At 45.7% G+C, this 16,585-nt stretch carries 17 protein-coding genes; 12 read left to right on the forward strand and 5 right to left on the reverse strand.

The genetic code is table 11. The features are described from left to right. Positions 1–140: 140 nt before the first annotated feature. On the reverse strand, positions 141–1,508 hold the full coding sequence (locus ABZA00_RS11370) for an L-serine ammonia-lyase (protein ID WP_372882285.1): 1,368 nt from the start codon (positions 1,506–1,508) through the stop codon (positions 141–143). Positions 1,509–1,825: 317 nt separating this feature from the next. Between ABZA00_RS11370 and ABZA00_RS11375 the strand changes: the two genes are divergently transcribed. From ABZA00_RS11375 to ABZA00_RS11405, 7 genes are all read left to right on the forward strand, one after another. Further along, positions 1,826–2,230 carry a type IV pilin protein gene (locus tag ABZA00_RS11375; RefSeq protein ID WP_372882286.1) on the forward strand — a complete coding sequence of 135 codons (405 nt, stop codon included), beginning with the start codon at positions 1,826–1,828 and terminating at the stop codon, positions 2,228–2,230. A 4-nt stretch (positions 2,231–2,234) separates the two neighbouring features. After that, entirely contained in the window at positions 2,235–2,708 is a 474-nt protein-coding gene (locus ABZA00_RS11380; RefSeq protein ID WP_372882287.1) for a GspH/FimT family pseudopilin, read from the forward strand. Further along, positions 2,705–3,115 carry a prepilin-type N-terminal cleavage/methylation domain-containing protein gene (locus tag ABZA00_RS11385; protein WP_372882288.1) on the forward strand — a complete coding sequence of 137 codons (411 nt, stop codon included), beginning with the start codon at positions 2,705–2,707 and terminating at the stop codon, positions 3,113–3,115. Before ABZA00_RS11380 ends, ABZA00_RS11385 begins: the two co-directional genes overlap by 4 nt. 5 nt (positions 3,116–3,120) lie before the next feature. Beyond that, positions 3,121–3,705, forward strand: coding sequence for a PilW family protein (locus tag ABZA00_RS11390; protein ID WP_372882289.1), 585 nt, complete (start codon positions 3,121–3,123; stop codon positions 3,703–3,705). 29 nt (positions 3,706–3,734) lie between these two features. Further along, positions 3,735–5,384: a PilX N-terminal domain-containing pilus assembly protein gene (locus ABZA00_RS11395; RefSeq protein ID WP_372882290.1), complete on the forward strand. Its 1,650-nt coding sequence runs from the start codon at positions 3,735–3,737 to the stop codon at positions 5,382–5,384. A gap of 310 nt (positions 5,385–5,694) precedes the next feature. After that, entirely contained in the window at positions 5,695–5,817 is a 123-nt protein-coding gene (locus ABZA00_RS11400; protein ID WP_372882291.1) for a hypothetical protein, read from the forward strand. A gap of 17 nt (positions 5,818–5,834) precedes the next feature. Next, entirely contained in the window at positions 5,835–7,202 is a 1,368-nt protein-coding gene (locus ABZA00_RS11405; protein WP_372882292.1) for a PilX N-terminal domain-containing pilus assembly protein, read from the forward strand. A gap of 59 nt (positions 7,203–7,261) precedes the next feature. On the opposite strand, the gene ABZA00_RS11410 is transcribed toward ABZA00_RS11405, so the two are convergent. Further along, entirely contained in the window at positions 7,262–8,167 is a 906-nt protein-coding gene (locus ABZA00_RS11410) for a LysR substrate-binding domain-containing protein (RefSeq protein WP_372882293.1), read from the reverse strand. 132 nt (positions 8,168–8,299) lie between these two features. On the opposite strand from ABZA00_RS11410, the gene ABZA00_RS11415 reads away from it, so the two are divergent. Continuing rightward, on the forward strand, positions 8,300–9,262 hold the full coding sequence (locus ABZA00_RS11415) for a glutathione S-transferase family protein (protein WP_372882294.1): 963 nt from the start codon (positions 8,300–8,302) through the stop codon (positions 9,260–9,262). 22 nt (positions 9,263–9,284) lie between these two features. Next, the gene (locus tag ABZA00_RS11420; protein ID WP_372882295.1) at positions 9,285–9,992 is read left to right on the forward strand and encodes a pirin family protein; all 708 of its coding nucleotides are present in this window, start codon (positions 9,285–9,287) and stop codon (positions 9,990–9,992) included. A 226-nt stretch (positions 9,993–10,218) separates the two neighbouring features. Here ABZA00_RS11420 and ABZA00_RS11425 read toward each other — a convergent pair whose 3' ends face one another. The 3 genes from ABZA00_RS11425 to queG all read right to left on the reverse strand — a co-directional run bounded on the left by ABZA00_RS11425 (position 10,219) and on the right by queG (position 12,348). Continuing rightward, positions 10,219–10,626 carry a DUF2750 domain-containing protein gene (locus ABZA00_RS11425; RefSeq protein WP_372882296.1) on the reverse strand — a complete coding sequence of 136 codons (408 nt, stop codon included), beginning with the start codon at positions 10,624–10,626 and terminating at the stop codon, positions 10,219–10,221. A 103-nt stretch (positions 10,627–10,729) separates the two neighbouring features. Beyond that, entirely contained in the window at positions 10,730–11,059 is a 330-nt protein-coding gene (locus ABZA00_RS11430; protein WP_372882297.1) for an antibiotic biosynthesis monooxygenase, read from the reverse strand. 128 nt (positions 11,060–11,187) lie between these two features. Then, positions 11,188–12,348: a tRNA epoxyqueuosine(34) reductase QueG gene (gene queG / locus ABZA00_RS11435; protein ID WP_372882298.1), complete on the reverse strand. Its 1,161-nt coding sequence runs from the start codon at positions 12,346–12,348 to the stop codon at positions 11,188–11,190. Between the two features lie 37 nt (positions 12,349–12,385). Between queG and ABZA00_RS11440 the strand changes: the two genes are divergently transcribed. From ABZA00_RS11440 to ABZA00_RS11450, 3 genes are all read left to right on the forward strand, one after another. Continuing rightward, positions 12,386–13,885 carry an NAD(P)H-hydrate dehydratase gene (locus tag ABZA00_RS11440; protein WP_372882299.1) on the forward strand — a complete coding sequence of 500 codons (1,500 nt, stop codon included), beginning with the start codon at positions 12,386–12,388 and terminating at the stop codon, positions 13,883–13,885. Further along, entirely contained in the window at positions 13,879–14,337 is a 459-nt protein-coding gene (gene tsaE / locus ABZA00_RS11445; RefSeq protein ID WP_372882300.1) for a tRNA (adenosine(37)-N6)-threonylcarbamoyltransferase complex ATPase subunit type 1 TsaE, read from the forward strand. Before ABZA00_RS11440 ends, tsaE begins: the two co-directional genes overlap by 7 nt. Further along, positions 14,334–16,585 (forward strand): LysM peptidoglycan-binding domain-containing protein (locus tag ABZA00_RS11450; protein ID WP_372882301.1); only part of this gene is annotated, 2,252 nt, incomplete at its 3' end. The genes tsaE and ABZA00_RS11450, both read left to right, overlap by 4 nt.

Raw genomic sequence — 16,585 nt, forward strand, 5'->3', positions numbered from 1 at the left:
CTTAAAAATTCGTGGCGGCAGGTAGTGCCGACACGTTAAACGCTTGTAAGAGGTTTTAGAAGACTAACGCAACTTAATGTTGCAATGCCTAAACCGTTGACGACAAGCATCACCTTGCTTTAGCTGGGTGAGCTTCAACTCTACTCACAAGGTGCGATGTGAATAATCGCCAACCCGCCAAGGGATGTTTCCCGGTAGTTTCTGTGCATATCCTTACCAGTCTGCAGCATGGTGGCGATTACCTTATCCAGAGAGATAATAGATTTACTGTTGCGTTTTAATGCCATACGCGAGGCATTAATCGCTTTCATTGCCCCCATCGCATTACGTTCGATGCAGGGAATCTGCACTAAACCGCCCACCGGATCACAGGTCATGCCGAGGGAGTGCTCCATGGCAATTTCAGCCGCCATGCAGATCTGCTCATTACTGCCTCCGCGAATTGCGGTTAAACCCGCCGCCGCCATCGAAGATGAAACGCCGATCTCACCCTGACAACCGACCTCTGCGCCGGAAATAGAGGCGTTCATTTTATAGAGCATACCGATCGCCGCCGATACGCCAAGAAAATCCTGAAGTTGTTTAGTATCCAGCTCATGAATAAATTTATGGTAATAGTTTAATATCGCCGGAATCACCCCGGCAGCCCCATTGGTAGGGGAAGTGACCACCTGTCCGCCTGCTGCATTTTCTTCGCTGACCGCAAAAGCAAACAGATTCACCCAGTCAAGAATGGTCATCGGATCGCTGTCAATTGCCTGGTTTGCTTGCAATGTTTTCAGCAATGCCGGTGCCCGGCGCACGACGTTCAGCCCCCCCTCTAGAACCCCTTCACTCTGCAGGCCACGCTGCAGACATAAGGAGATTACTTTCCAGAGCTGCTCAGTTTTTTGATCAAATTCCGCCTGGCTGCGAATCTTAAGTTCATTTTTGCGCATTAACCCGCCGATACTCAAGCCGTTTTTCTCGGCTTTGGCCAATAACTCTTCAGCGGAGTGAAATTCAAAGGGCACTTTATTGCGGCTTGGTTTTTCACCTTCTGCGAATTCTCCTGCGGTTTTAATAAAGCCGCCGCCGATGGAGTAATAGGTTTCACTGCACAGCACTTTGCCGCTGACATCCAACGCGCTAATGGTCATACCGTTTTCGTGCAGGGGAAGATTGGTAAAATGAAACTGAATCTGCTGATGCGGATCAAAGTCGATGGACATGTTGTCTGCAAGGGGCAGTTTTAATGTATTGTGAACCGCTTCAAACAGCTTGTTGGCCGTTTTCATTTTAATGCTCTCGGGCTGAAACCCCAATAAGCCCAATAATACCGCCTTGTCGGTATGGTGCCCTTTGCCCGTCAGCGCCAATGAGCCGTACAGATCCACTTTAATTTCGTGAACTGCCGGCAATATCTCTTTAAGCAACAGGGTAAACTGATACCCCGCAATCATCGGACCGTTGGTATGAGAGCTTGACGGGCCGATACCGATTTTATAGATATCGAAAATTGAAAGCATGGGGTATTCCTGAATAGTGTTGACTAACAAAGCGGAACGCATAGTTAGTAAAAGAGTGTCCCGAATATGCATGGAAGTATGAGTAATAATGAGGCTATTTTCAAGGTCGGGTTTGTAAAAGCCTACAGCAGATGGTGCACTGGTTTGAATTTTATAAATCAGCCGGAATGATTAAATTTTCACATTAAATTGAGGTGTTATTTAGAGATACGCTGTCATAATACTCGGCTGAACGTTTATTGAGCGTCTGAAAAACAAACAGCTCAAACAACATTAATAACAGTGGGTCTTTAAGGGAATAAAAATCAGGTTTTTTTATGGAAAAAAATAAAGGTGTTACGCTCACTGAGCTGCTTATTGTTATTGCGATTATCGGCATACTGGTGGGCATTGCATTACCCTCCTATCAGACCCATATCCAGAAAGGCAACCGCGTTGCTGCGCAGCTTGCCCTGACCAAAATGGCACAGCAGTTTGAACGGATCAATGCGCGTCAGGGGGAATATCCGACGGGTACGGACGGAGAATCGGTGATAGATGGCATCGCTGCGAGCGATGGTCCGGATAGTTATACCTTTGCATTAACTGATGATGCAGTCGACACCTTTACAATTACTGCGACCCCTGTTGTTGGTGGAATTAATGATGGTGATGAGTGTGGGTGGCTCCGTATCGTTCAGACAGGCGCAACAACATCTAAGTTATCCGGTAATTGCTGGTAGTTATATGAAATATTCTTCAATGAAAAAATCACAGGGCCTGACCCTGCTGGAACTGTTAATCACCCTAGGGGTCATTGTTATTTTAGCCTCAATCGGTGTGCCCAGTTACAGTACTTTTATGGCCAATGAGCGTTTTGCAACGGCGAGCAATGAGCTTTATAACGCCTACCGTTTCGCACGTGATGAAGCGATAAAAACTTCGACCTCAATGACCTTGGAGTCTAAAGGTGGGGATTGGAGTAATGGTTGGCAGGTGGCACACTATAGCGGTTCGGTGGCTACTGTGCTGTTACTAAGCAAAATACCCCATTCAAGTATTGATATTTCTGGTGCTGCAGTCACGGTCATGGGGATGGGATCATTATCTGGCGGTGCTGCAACATTTTCGATTTCGCTTACCGATGCCGATAAATGCAGCACTCTATCTGTGTTATCAAGCGGGCAAAGCGAATTATTAAAAGATGAGGTTTGCCCATGAAACAAGCTGAAAACGGATTCACCTTGTTTGAAGTGCTGGTATCGATGTTTATCACCGGGGTGGCTTTATTGGGGCTCGCGCAGCTGGAGGTGTATATCTTAAAGTCATCGCAGTCCAGTTTTAACTATACGGTGGCGACGATTCGGGCGAACAGTTTTGTCGATGCCGTGTGGGCGGATTTGTGTAACGCACAAAGTGCGTCGACCGGTACCTATACAATAATTCGTAATAACTGGAGAAATGAGATCTCCGCAGCTGGTATGACTGTGGATGACAATAATCCGCCTGCTGCGTATGCTGCTAGTGCAGCGGTGACTATTAGTTGGAGCGATCCACGCTTTTCCGAAGCGGCTTCAACAGAAAATAATAAACTGACTTTAACAGCTAGATTTCCTGACTGCGAATAAAGAATATGCAATCTAAGCAATTGAACTTAAAAAACAATAAAATAGGTCAGGGCGGTTTTACCCTGATCGAGCTGATGGTCGCTATGGTGATCAGTTTAACCCTGATCTTTGCCTGCACCGTGCTGTACAGCTCACTGAAAAGCAGTATTAGCACGGCTCAGGAGCTGGCCAAGGCACAAGAGTCATTGCGGGGAGCATATTATTTGTTATCCCGCTCAGTGCGTCATGCAGGAAGTGTTGCTGTGGGTACTAGCGGCGCATTAATTACTACCTATGGTGCATCTCCAGCAAGTGGCGATAAGATATACAGTTGCTTGGGGAATGATGATAGGGTGTCAGGCAGTACTGATACCTACTGGTCAGAAGACAATGATTTGTATTGTGATGATGAAATTGATAAGCAAAAGATTGCATTAGGTGTAACCGGTTTTACATTTACAACAATCAGCCATGCTAACAGTACTGGCGATATTATTTATGACGGTGTAGAGGTAACCATGGAAATAGATGGAATGCCCTCCTCCTATGCTGGCGGGCTGACGTTCACCTTAGCCTTACGACAAAAAGTATTATTGGAATTAGCTGATTAATAAGTGAAACAAATATGGAGTAGGGAAGTATGAAACAAACAGGATTTGTACTGGTATCTGTGCTTATTATCACCTCCATTACCAGCATACTGGCATTTTCACAAATCAAAGAGAACCTGCTCCAGGAGCGGATCGGCGGCAACCAGCAGAAAGAGATCAACGCCCGCCTCGCGGCTGAACAAGGTGTTATTGATGCCTTTAATGCTATAAAAACGGGTACTTCAAGTTCGGCGATAGCGACGACACTTGGTAAGAGCCCTCATACTAACCAGGCCGGCTCTACCTTACAAAACATAATGTGGAATGAAACGGACAATACCTTTTCTTTTGTGAGTAAAGGTATCTCCTACGATGCCACTGCTTATTTAAAAACAACAATAAGAATCACTGAAGAGAGTAGCAGTAGTCTTTTTAATGATGCAGTTGCGGGCTGCGAAGCGGTTGAAAATACTGGAAACGGAGTGATAGATAGCTATGACTCTAAAGAGGGTGTCTATAATGCGTCTTTGAAAGACGGCGCCGGCAATGTTTTGACAGACGCCAAAGGCGATGTTTTAAAAAATAAATCGGGAAACGCTAATGTTACAACCCTCAATGATGGTGCTGATATTAAGCTGACAGGTGGGGGAAAAATCGATGGGAGCCTAACCTCTAAAGGTAATATTGAAGCCGGCACCTCATCGGCAACTAGCATAACGGGTGATATGACCGCCGCCGGAAATATAAAACTTAAGGATATTACCAGTTCGGGGAGTATATACGCAGGTGGTAATCTCGAATTTGAGAAATTAACGGCAACTGCCCCAGGCATGGCAATTACAGCTGGAGGGGATATTAAGAACGGTAAAAACTCTATTGTTACTGTGGACGTTACCTATGGCGGTGAGAATCAAGCTGATGATTACTTCGATTGGGGGGCTCCGACTAGCGGTATTGCTCAGCCGTCTATTAACCTGGGAGATTGTGATCCCATTGGGATTGCCTCGGTGGTGGAGAGTATTAAGGAGCAAATAAAAATAAAGAAAGATGCTGGCGACAGCTTTGGCTCCCCTCTGTCTTCCGGCAGTGAATTCATATTCACTGAAGATTCAGTATCAGCCGATGGAGCCGTAATCGCGGGCGTTTCATCAAGCACATTAGATGCATTAGGTAAGGCAACCTGGATGGGTGCACTGGATGAAAACACCAAGGTGTTGATTATTGAAGACAAATTTGACTCCACCGCTAAGAAAATTACGATTGACGGTAATGTCACGCTTGTGGTGACGGACGATATTGTTATAAAAAATTCTACATTCTCATTTAAGAATCCGGAGACAAGTTCCTTAACTATTATTACCGACGGAAAGATTGATATTGATACGGGTACTAATTTGTTCAGCGGGGCAAGCGTTAACCTTGAAGGAAATGTGCCGTTGACCATTTATTCCTCTCATACGGGTGCGGATGCAATGAAAATAACCGCTAATGCCGCTATATATGCCAAACTTTATGCCCCATTGGGTGATTTAAGTTTGGGGGGCGGCGCTGAGATTATGGGGGCGGTACGCGGTAAAAAAGTGAAGGTAAGTTCTGGCACGTCAATTCATTTCGATGAGGCATTGGCAAGGAGCAAAGATGTTATATTGGAAGGCGCATCAACTCAATATACTTCCGTTTATTATCTTTATAACGACTAAAAGAGAGCAGATAACCATCAATCAACAAGGCCTGTTATCAGGCCTTGTGAGCATTTAATCAATGCGTTCTTAGTGATTAACATCTCGATAAGCATTTTTAGGGCGAATAGTTTTGCTACAGTAGTGTGGTAGAGGGAACTATGTAATGCACAGCGTCTGCCCGCACTCAGACTCAAATCAGCTGTAATTGCCAAATTGGATAAGGTGGCGGCTATGACTGAGGAAAAAATACAAGACAGATAAGTTTAGCGGCAATGGCAATACTTAATATTGTGATGATAGTAGTCGTCTGAATGGGTTTACTGTTTTTATGAAAATAACCGGTATGCCAGAATCAATGAAAACCACCGGTAGCTTTGCTGCTGTTAGCAACGAAGATTTTACCTTTAAATTAACCTTACGGGAAAAAGTATTATTGGCCGTCACCCAATAATAGTAAATGGGATAGATATGACAGAGGGAAGTATGAAACAAAAAGGGTTTGTACTGGTATCGGTGCTTATTATCACCTCCATTACCACCATGCTGGCATTTTCACAAATCAAAGAAAACCTGCTTCAGGAGCGAATCGGCGGTAACCAGCAGAAAGAGATCAATGCGCGACTGGCGGCGGAACAAGGCATTATTGCTGTATTCAAATATATCAATGACCTGAATCAAGGTGGAGAATCCAATACAGCGATTATTACTGCGTTAACTGATGATTTAAATAATAAAACCGCACTTCAGGGGGAACATTATATTATTAAGATCGACGAGGTAATATCTGGTACTACCTCGACTTACAGATTGATTAGTCAGGGTAGCCATCTAGGTGCTGTCGCATATTTAAAAACCGAAATAGAAACCATAGAAGAGAGTGGTTTTTTTAAGGATGCCGTTGTTGCCTGTGAGGGGGTAACGGTAGGGGGAAGTTCAACAATTGATAGCTACAAAGGAGGTACTTATAGTGATGCCACTAAAACTAACAATGGAGACGTAAAAGTGATAGATGGTGAGCTTTCCTTGGGGAGCGGTAACGATAATAACAGTAGTAATAGCAGTAATAATAGCAGTAATAATAGCAGTGATAACGGTAACAAAGGAATATATGGGAATGTTGCAGCAAAAACTATTGTAGGAGATCGGGACTTCATAAAAGGGGATGAAGATCCAGTTGAGGGGTACGTGGGAAATTCTGATGAATGCGATCCGGCAGTGATAGCTAGTGTGATGCCTACATATGTTGGTACGCCAGCTAGTTTTGCTGCAGGAAATGGCACTACAACAACTTTTGACGGAATTAATTCAGCTGGTGGAGTTTCTCTCCTAACAATGAATACGTTAGAAGGAATGAAACCTGTTTACGCTTTTGATAACTTTTCTAGTACAAACAATAATAATGTTATTGAAATAAGTGGTGAGGTTATTTTTTACATCAAAGGTAATATGACTATTAGAAACACAACCTTTTCTCTCGCTAATAGTAATAGTTCTTTAACTATATATATTGATGGAAATATCGAAGTGAATACTGGAAGTAATGTTTTTGCAAATGGTTATGTAAACAATGGCATTACTCCGTTAACGGTATATTCTTCTAATTCCGACGATACAGCGGTAACGCTTGGCGGTAATGGGCAAATATATATGAATCTCTATGCACCTAACGAAACCGTTTCTTATAATGGTACCGGTGCTATTTTAGGGGCATTAAGAGGAAAGTCCATTGACATTTCAGGGAATGGTAGTCTGCATTACGATGAAGGTCTTGGCGAAGTTGGCAGTTCCACTGACCCTAAAAGCTCATATAAAGCAGTTTATTACTCTTACGAGTAATTACGGCGTCCTTAAAAAACGCTTAATAAAAAGCGGGTTGAATAAATAAAACCTGTCTTTTAACCTACAATCACCCCCTTATTAGCCAACAACATCTCCCTGATGGTTTTCAGGGCTTGCCCCTGATTGACCACCTTCCAGGCTAAATAGAGGGGCACAATAGGCTTCTGCGCTTCAACCTCCAGCACAATTAACTCTCCCTTCTGCAGGTAGCTTTCAATGCGCAAACGCGGCAGAAAACCGCAGCCGATACCGGCGCGCTGCGCTTTGATCTTATATTCAATACTGGGCACATAAAAATATTTATCTTCACTGATCACCGAGTGGGTCTGAGTTATCCAGTTTCGCGCCGTATCGTGGGCGATCACCGCGCGGTGCCGGGCAATCACTGCATTGCTTAAGGGCTGCTTCTCTCTGCTCAACGGATGGTTTGGACTGACCGCAAATACCAGTTCGATATCGCCGAGATGGGCGGTGCGTATCCCTTTCTGTTTGGGGATCTCACCGGAAGCGCCGATCATCAGGTCGATTTTATCCTCCACTAACGCCTCCCAGGCGCCGTTCATCAGCTCTTCGCTGATATCCATCTCAATATTCGGGTGTGATTTTAAAAAGTCGTTAAACAGCGAAAAGATAGAATCGTTTTGCAGAATCGAGCTGATCGCAATATTTAACTTCGGCTCCCAGCCGTTGCTGATGGTTTGGGTTTTTACCGTCATCCGTTCCACCGCTTCGAGGATCAGCCGCCCCTCGTTAAGCAGATTCTTACCCGCTGGGGTTAATACCGAGCGTCGCCCCTGTTTCTGGAAGATGGTGACCTGCAACTGCTCCTCCAATTTCTGCACGATATAAGAGAGCGCCGACGGGACTTTATCAAGCTGCTCTGCTGCAGCGGCAAAACTGCCGCGTTTGTCAATGGCATCAAGTACGGTGAGGGCTTCAAGGGTGATCGGTAACGGCTGCATAGTTGGCTCTTTGGATGTTGGTTATTGTTCAAATAATTTGAACAAATCAGCTTAATTTAAGCGCTTATTAAATAATAAGCAATCTCTATACTGATAAGGAACTGCAAATAAACAGATTAAAGGGGGGTGAAGATGGGCTTAATTATTAAAGGCAAATGGGGAGACCAGTGGTATGACACGCAAAAAAGTAACGGTGCTTTTATCCGTCAGGAAAGCCAGTACCGACATACTATTTCTGATGCTCCCGACAATCAATATCAGCCCGAATCCGGGCGTTACAATCTGTATGTTTCGTTGGCCTGCCCCTGGGCACACCGCACTTTGATTTTTCGTCAACTGAAAAGCCTAAAGCAGCATATTTCGGTCTCAATTGTTGAGCCGGAAATGCTCGACAAAGGCTGGGTTTTTGCCGACCCGGGGGATGATCTGTATCAGCTTAAGCACCTCTTTGAGCTGTATTTAAAAGGTGACAAAAATTATCAGGGGCGGGTGACGGTGCCGGTATTATGGGATAAAAAAACCGAGACTATTGTGAATAATGAATCCAGTGAAATTATCCGTATTTTCAATAGTGCTTTTGATGGGTTAACTGGCAATCAGGAGGATTATTATCCGCAACATCTGCGCAGTGAAATTGACCGAATAAATAGCAGGATTTATAAGTATATCAATAACGGTGTCTACCGCGCCGGTTTTGCCACCACACAGGCAGCTTATGAACAAGCCCATGAAGAGTTGTTTATGGAGTTAGACCGGCTGGAAAAACATCTGGCAACACAGCGTTATTTAGTGGCGGGGCAAATTAGCGAAGCGGACTGGCGCTTGTTTACCACCTTGCTGCGTTTTGACGCTGTCTATCACGGTCATTTTAAATGCAATCGGCAAAAACTCAGCGAGCTTGAAAATATCAGCGCTTACCTGCGAGAGCTATATCAGATACCGGGGGTGCGTGAAACCGTGAATATCAACCATATAAAAAACCATTATTACAAAAGCCATCTTAATATTAATCCGACCGGCATTGTACCGGCGGGGCCGCGGTTAGATTTTAGCGCAGCGCATAACCGTGAGCTTGTATCACTTGGCATCAATTAGAAATAACAGGGTAAGGTAAATTATGTTGAAAGTTATCCCTTATGGCGAACTGGGCAGATCGGATCTCGGCTGGTTACAAAGCCGTTTCCATTTCAGTTTTGCTGAATATTACAATCCCGAGCGCATGGGATTTGGCAAGTTGCGTGTGGTGAATGACGATATTATCAAGGCCGGTTACGGCTTTGATCCGCATCCGCACCAGAATATGGAAATTATCAGTTATATTCGCAGCGGTGCCATTAGCCATCAGGACAATGCCGGTAATAAAGGGGTGACTAACGCGGGTGAAATTCAGGTAATGAGCGCCGGTAGCGGAATAATGCACTCTGAATATAATTTAGGTGCACAGCCGTTAACCCTTTACCAGATCTGGATCCGCCCGGAAAAGCTGAACGTCACACCGCGCTGGGAAACGCAGAAATTTCCGGTGAAGGCGGTGCGTGATCAGCTGCCATTATTGGTGTCGGGCTTTGCCGGGGATCAGGGGGCTGCTTTGTTTATTTATCAACAGGCGCGCATCTTTGGCGGACGCTTGGAAAAGGGCACTGAAATCAGCCATATTATTCACGGGCAAGCTTACCTGTTGGCTTCCTATGGGGAAATAGAGATAAGCACGCTTGCTGATGAAAACGTAAGCCTTCACAAGGGAGATGGACTTGAGGTGACGGAAATCAAAGAGATTAATATTAAAGCGCTGCAGGATTGTGAGCTGCTATTGATTGATGTTTAGAGCTTGCGTTGAGCTGTAAGAGTTCGGAGCCAGAGCCTGATATACAAATAATAAGGGGCGAAGGATAAGTCCTGCGCCCCAAAGCACGTTGCCAGCTTGGTTGACAATATCCAACGCTTTGCGTCATAACGAAATTTAATTCGAACAAAAACCTGAATATAGAAGACAAGCTGCGAGCATAGATACCCGAGCCGTTGCGCATAACGCACCTCGGCCGGAACAATATTTATCGTTGTTTTTTAGCAGCTGATTTTTTCGCCTGCTGGTGCAGTTCATAATCAAACTCATCGGGGAAGAATATTAAGCCTTCATTATTCTGATCCGGGAAAACCACCACAGCTAGCTCATCTTCTTCTAGACCGTGCGTCCAGCGGTTATGCCATTTTTCCAATGAGATAGCTTCGGCTTTGCAATGTGACCACTCCTCGGTCGCCCAGGCCTGGGCAAACTCTTTGTTCGGCCAGACAGGGACACAATCCTCCTCTTCGGTATTGAGCATCACACAACCATGTTCATCAACCAGCAACCAAATTTGTGCATTGTTAATCACCTCTTTCAGTAAATAATGATAACGCTGCTGGGCATCATATTGTTGAATTGTGCGGATCTGCTGCGGATCTAAGCTGTTACTCATTGTCGGTTTCCTTTTTGCTGCAAAGATAAGTGCAGAATAATTGAAAATGTTGTCGCTGTCTGCTTTATCTGTATTTTGAGCAGATCAAAAAGGACCGTCGCGTTTATAAATATAACTGCGGCTGAGCAGGATCGGTAACCACCATATTATCCAAAACCGGCACCATCACAATTGGCGGGTAAGCTTTAGCTATGGCATTGATCATTTTGACGCGCGCTTCCTCATGCTGATCATGAAGATTACGTGCGTGGTTAAAATGCTCTTCACTGATCCAGTGACTGTAAGAGATCCACTGATTGTCTTTGGTTTTATGCAGACGGGAGCCCAGTGCACCATATTTTTCGATATTGCGGTGAATTATTTCTGTCCAGCCTTCTTTGAAAGATTGCTCAGATCCGGGTTTGAGCTCCCAGCGGAAAAGTACATAGATCATAATGTCTCCAGATGAATGTGAATGAAAATGTTACCTACAATCTTTTTCGACAATCCCGTTTCTGTCAAGAAAATAGGAGCATTAAGCTGTTCACTTCTCTGCGCTTTTCGACTGCCGGGAAACTGCTATTACGCGTCTCTGGGCAGACCTTTCTCCACCGCGTTAATTAAGCGCAGGTTAAGGCGTTCGTTGACCACCGGGATTTGATTCTGCTGTTGTTCAAGCGCCCAGTGCAGGTGTTCATTTAATAATTCCGAGTGATTTTCTGCGAGTTTATTTTGTAACGCTGTGACGATAGCCTCACTTGTCGGGGCGTTGCCCAGGGCGACGCTGATATTGCGCAGCCAGCGCTGGTACCCGATGCGGCGAATGGGGGAACCCTCACTGTAGGATAAAAACTCCCCCTCCGTCCAGCTGAATAGTTCCAATAGGGATTTGTTCTTCAGTTGCTGACGCACCTGGTAATCCTGCTCTTCTGTGGTATTGGCAAACCGGTTCCAGGGACAAATCAGCTGACAATCGTCACAACCGTAGATGCGGTTGCCGATCGCTTTGCGAAACTCGACCGGAATGGGGCCCTGCAGCTCGATGGTAAGATAGGAGATACAGCGCCGACCATCGACAATATAAGGCGCGACGATCGCCTGGGTCGGACAGATTTTTAAGCAGGCGACACAGTTTCCGCAGCGGTTTTCAACGGGCTGATCAACAACCAGCGGTAGATCGATAAGTAGTTCGCCAATGAAAAACCATGAGCCAGCTTTTGCATCAATCAGCAGTGAGTGTTTACCAACCCAGCCCAGTCCGGCTTTTTCAGCAAGCGGGCGTTCGAGAATGGGGGCGCTATCAACAAAAGGGCGGTATCCCAGGCGGCCGACCTCCAACTCTATTTTCTGACCGAGCTGTTTGAGCTTTTTACGTACTACCTTATGGTAATCGCGGCCAAGGGCATAACGGCTGATATAAGCGCTGTTTTTATCTTTTAAGCTGTGTGCAAACTGGGCGTTTTCAGGTAAATAATCCATGCGCACGGAGATAACAGATAATGAGCCGGGCAACAGCTCATTCGGGCGGGCACGCTTCATGCCATGTTTGGCCATATAATCCATTTCACCGTGATAATTGTTATCTAACCACGACTGTAATTGACTTTCATGCTGGCTAAGATCAATATCTGAGATCCCGACCTCCTGAAAACCTAGAGCTTTGCCCCATAGTTTGATATTTTCAGATAATGCTGATAAATCGATTGTTTTATTAGGCTCAATTAAATTTTTTTGATTTACCATATACTACTTAGCCTCAACTCTTACTAGGGTGACAAATATGCTTGCGGATCGGATCAAAACAAAAAGCAGTTTACCACATTCTTTATATCCTGCTGCGCAGATCAAAAAATTTGAAGGGGAAGCCGCATCTCTAGCCGGGATGAGTCTTTATGATTTAATGGAGGGTGCCGGAGAGGCCTGCTTCCAGGTGTTTAAATCACACTTTCCCATGGCTAAAAAAGTACTGGTGCTTACCGGTCATGGCAATAATGGCGGCGACGGTTATATTTTTGCGGCAATTGCCAAAGAAGCCGGGATTGATGTGCAGCTTTGCCAGTTGGGCAATCCTGACAATCTACGTAATGATGCCGCCAGAGCAAAAGATGCCTGGGTAAAGGGCCAGGGTAAAATTGAAACAATACAACAAGCTAATTTTTCCGATGCCGATGTGATTGTTGATGCGTTGCTGGGAACGGGACTGGCGGGGCCGGTTTCCGATGAGTTTGTACGTCTGATAACAGCCATCAATCAGGCAGGAAAAAGAATTTTAAGTGTTGATATTCCCTCCGGTTTATATGCCGACAGCGGCGCAGTGAGCAATGCGGCAATCCAGGCAGCTGCGACTATTACCTTTGTCGGTTTAAAACCGGGGCTGTTTACCGGCTCAGCGGCGGCACATTGCGGGCAGATCTATTTTTCCGGTTTAGGTGTTAGCGAGCAATTTGCCACTTTGGCAAAAAGTGCTGCAACCCGGGTGACCTATCAGGATCTTAAGCATCTGTTACCTAAACGTGCGCGAGACAGCCATAAGGGCCATTTCGGCCGGGCTTTAATCATCGGCGGCAATATAGGTATGCCCGGAGCCGTGCGCTTAGCTGCTGAATCCGCGCTGCGTAGCGGATCAGGACTGGTCAAAGTACTTACCCGTGAAGAAAACCGGGCGCTGGTGATGGCCGGTCGCCCGGAATTGATGCTCCTCAATTATCCTGATAAGCAAAGTGATTTTGCTGATTGGCCGACGACCTTGGTAATTGGCCCCGGGCTGGGAGAAGATGATTGGGCGCGGGATTTATTAGACAAGGTCATCAATAGCGGGTTACCCTGCGTGGTGGACGCCGATGGGCTAAACTTATTAGCACGGAAACCGGCCCGCAAAGATAACTGGGTGCTGACCCCGCATCCCGGTGAGGCCGCTAAATTATTAAACTCCTCCGTTCAGAAAATTGAGATGGACAGGTTTGCTGCAGTGCAGAGTCTGCAGGCGCAGTTTGGCGGAGTTGTTATTTTAAAGGGCGCCGGGACCTTAATTTGTAACGGCAGGCAAACCTTTGTGGCAAATGTTGGCAATCCCGGTATGGCAAGTGGTGGCATGGGAGATGTGCTTTCTGGTATTATAGGCGGCTTATTAGCACAAGACTTAAATCCGCTTGATGCAGCAAGGCTTGCGGTCTGCATTCATGGCAATGCTGCTGATTTGGCTGCGCAGCAGAATGAGCGCGGATTATTAGCCAGTGATCTTTTCCCTTATATTAGGAAGTTAGTAAATCCATCATGGTAAATTTTTTTAAACAACAATTAATAGATGCCGAACAAACTGTTGCTTTCGGAGGCCGTTTAAGCGCTGCTTGTGAACAACCTATTTGTATTTATTTACATGGGGATTTAGGGGCAGGTAAAACCACGCTGACACGGGGCTTTATTCAGGGGTTAGGTCATAAAGGTAATGTAAAAAGTCCGACTTATACTTTGGTTGAACCCTATGAACTGAGTGGTTGGCAGGTTTACCATTTTGATCTATACCGTTTAGGAGATCCTGAGGAGCTTGAGTTTATGGGGATCCGTGATTATTTTACTGAAACAAGTCATTGTTTAGTGGAATGGCCTGAGCGTGGCGAGGGGATTTTGCCTCTTCCTGATATTGATTTAACATTACGCTACGTCGATCAACAACGGGTTGTCGAGTTGCAGGCTAATACAGACGTCGGACAGCGGGTTTTAAATAAATTATGAAATTAACTGCAGGGTTTTTTATACGTTTTCTTTTTTTGTCGACTTTGTTTATTCAGGCCGTCGTCACGACGGCAGGTGCGGCTCAAACAAATAAACTAAAGGCAGTTCGAGCCTGGCCCTCTCCGGATAATACCCGTGTTGTTTTAGATCTTTCCGAGCAACCTGATTATCAAATCCATTATTTAAAGCATCCGGATCGTCTGGTTATCGATCTCCAATCAACAACAACGGCGGTCGATTTAAAGAAGGTTAAGCATGACGGGCCATTGGTTAATAACCTCCGGGAAAGTGCCAGCGGGCAGAAAAACACCTATCGTCTGGTGGTGGATTTAAATAGAGCCAGCCAGGCTAAAATATTCGTATTACCCCCTGCAAAACCTTATGGTCACCGCCTGGTGGTTGACCTGCCGCATAATGAATTGAGTACCACAAGTATCAGCAAACCACTGCATCAACAGCCCCAGGGGCGCGATATAATTATTGCCATAGACGCAGGGCACGGTGGAGATGATCCCGGCGCGGTAGGTAAATATAGTTACGAGAAAAATATTACCCTGCAGATTGCCAGGCGTTTACATCGCATTGTGAATAAGCAAAACGGGATGAGCGCCTTTTTAATCCGTAACGGTGATTATTTTGTTGATTTAAATAAACGTTCTGCAATTGCACGTAAAGGGGAAGCAGACTTTCTTGTATCTATTCATGCCGATGGATTTACCTCTACCCGCCCTCGTGGGGCATCTGTTCTGGTTCTTTCCATGCGCAGAGCGACCACCGAGCAGGGGCGCTGGATGGAAAACCATGAAGCGCGTTCCGAGTTGATCGGTGGTGCGGGCGTGTTCATGCAGGATTCCAACAACCTGCCTTATCTGCAGAAAATGGTTCTGGATATGTCTATGGGCAATTCCATGGATGTCGGCTTTAAAGTGGGGGAGTTTGTGGTCGGCGAGTTGAAACAGGTGACCACTCTGCATCAATCCAAGCCGGTTCATGCCAGTCTTGCGGTATTAAAATCGCCTGATATTCCCTCTATTCTGGTGGAAGCCGGTTTCATAACTAACCGCACAGAGGAAAGATTGTTAAATCAGGCTGAGCATCAGAATAAAATTGCACAAGCCGTTTTTAAAGGGATTTATAAACACTTTACCCAGTCCCCACCGCAGGATACTTTATTCGCCCAGAAAAAACGTTCTATCAAACATACGGTGCGCAGCGGTGAATCCTTATCAGCTCTGGCCGAACGTTACAGTGTTGGTTTGAGCAATTTAAAGGACTATAACAACTTAAAATCAGCTTCTTTACAGGTCGGTCAGGTTTTAAATATTCCGCCAAATTATCACTTGGTTGTAACGCCCGAGCCACCCAGGCAGACTGTTCCTAGTCAGCAACCTGAGCGTATTCATAAGGTGACCCGCGGGCAGTCTTTGTCAGTTATTGCTGCGCAATACGACATGACAACAGACAGCCTGAAAAGCTTTAATAATTTATCTTCAACTTCATTGGCGATTGGTCAGAATCTAAGAATTCCTGGAAAATATGTCGACCTGCCCGTTGTTAATGCTAATTTCCGCGCGGAGAGTGTGCATACCGTAAGCCGGGGGCAGTCCTTATCGCTGATTGCAGCACAATACGACACAACAGTAGAAACGCTGAAAACCTTTAACAAGCTGCGCTCGACCTCGTTACAAGTGGGCCAGAAACTAAAAATACCGGCAACTGGCGTGCAGCCTGAGATACAGCAAGCAGTACAAATTGTGCAGCAGACTATCCAGGCAGATCGTGTTCATCAGGTGGCTCGTGGGGAGTCGTTGTCTGTGATTGCTGAGCAATACGGCACGACAACAGGTATTCTGAAAGTATTTAATGAATTACGTTCAACCTCATTGCAGGTGGGACAGAAAATAAAAATCCCGGCAGGTGGTGGTGTGCAGGCTCCTGTTCAGGAAACAGTCCAGGTGGTACAGCAGACTTTTCAGCCGGAGCGTATTCATCATGTGACCCGCGGTGAGTCGTTGTCTGTGATTGCCGAGCAGTATGGTACAACAACTGATACCCTGAAAACCTTTAATGAGTTGCGTTCGACCTCCCTGCGTGTAGGCCAGAAAATAAAAATCCCGGCAACAGGTGTGCAGGCTCCTGTTCAGGAAACAGTCCAGGTGGTGCAGCAGACTTTTCAGCCGGAGCGTATTCATCATGTGACCCGCGGTGAGTCGTTGTCTGTGATTGCCGAGCAGTATGGTACAACAAC

Origin of the sequence: Psychromonas sp. (assembly GCF_041586535.1) — a bacterium.
Lineage (GTDB): Bacteria > Pseudomonadota > Gammaproteobacteria > Enterobacterales > Psychromonadaceae > Psychromonas.

Bases quoted from the DNA above. Each gene is read 5' to 3' on its own strand.
- ABZA00_RS11410 (WP_372882293.1), bottom strand. From the start codon at position 8,167: ATGCAGCCGTTACCGATCACCCTTGAAGCCCTCACCGTACTTGATGCC.
- ABZA00_RS11430 (WP_372882297.1), bottom strand. From the start codon at position 11,059: ATGATCTATGTACTTTTCCGCTGGGAGCTCAAACCCGGATCTGAGCAA.
- ABZA00_RS11440 (WP_372882299.1), top strand. From the start codon at position 12,386: ATGCTTGCGGATCGGATCAAAACAAAAAGCAGTTTACCACATTCTTTA.
- ABZA00_RS11390 (WP_372882289.1), top strand. From the start codon at position 3,121: ATGCAATCTAAGCAATTGAACTTAAAAAACAATAAAATAGGTCAGGGC.
- ABZA00_RS11405 (WP_372882292.1), top strand. From the start codon at position 5,835: ATGACAGAGGGAAGTATGAAACAAAAAGGGTTTGTACTGGTATCGGTG.
- ABZA00_RS11370 (WP_372882285.1), bottom strand. From the start codon at position 1,508: ATGCTTTCAATTTTCGATATCTATAAAATCGGTATCGGCCCGTCAAGC.
- ABZA00_RS11425 (WP_372882296.1), bottom strand. From the start codon at position 10,626: ATGAGTAACAGCTTAGATCCGCAGCAGATCCGCACAATTCAACAATAT.
- ABZA00_RS11400 (WP_372882291.1), top strand. From the start codon at position 5,695: ATGAAAATAACCGGTATGCCAGAATCAATGAAAACCACCGGTAGCTTT.
- ABZA00_RS11375 (WP_372882286.1), top strand. From the start codon at position 1,826: ATGGAAAAAAATAAAGGTGTTACGCTCACTGAGCTGCTTATTGTTATT.
- tsaE (WP_372882300.1), top strand. From the start codon at position 13,879: ATGGTAAATTTTTTTAAACAACAATTAATAGATGCCGAACAAACTGTT.
- ABZA00_RS11385 (WP_372882288.1), top strand. From the start codon at position 2,705: ATGAAACAAGCTGAAAACGGATTCACCTTGTTTGAAGTGCTGGTATCG.
- ABZA00_RS11415 (WP_372882294.1), top strand. From the start codon at position 8,300: ATGGGCTTAATTATTAAAGGCAAATGGGGAGACCAGTGGTATGACACG.
- queG (WP_372882298.1), bottom strand. From the start codon at position 12,348: ATGGTAAATCAAAAAAATTTAATTGAGCCTAATAAAACAATCGATTTA.
- ABZA00_RS11380 (WP_372882287.1), top strand. From the start codon at position 2,235: ATGAAATATTCTTCAATGAAAAAATCACAGGGCCTGACCCTGCTGGAA.
- ABZA00_RS11395 (WP_372882290.1), top strand. From the start codon at position 3,735: ATGAAACAAACAGGATTTGTACTGGTATCTGTGCTTATTATCACCTCC.
- ABZA00_RS11420 (WP_372882295.1), top strand. From the start codon at position 9,285: ATGTTGAAAGTTATCCCTTATGGCGAACTGGGCAGATCGGATCTCGGC.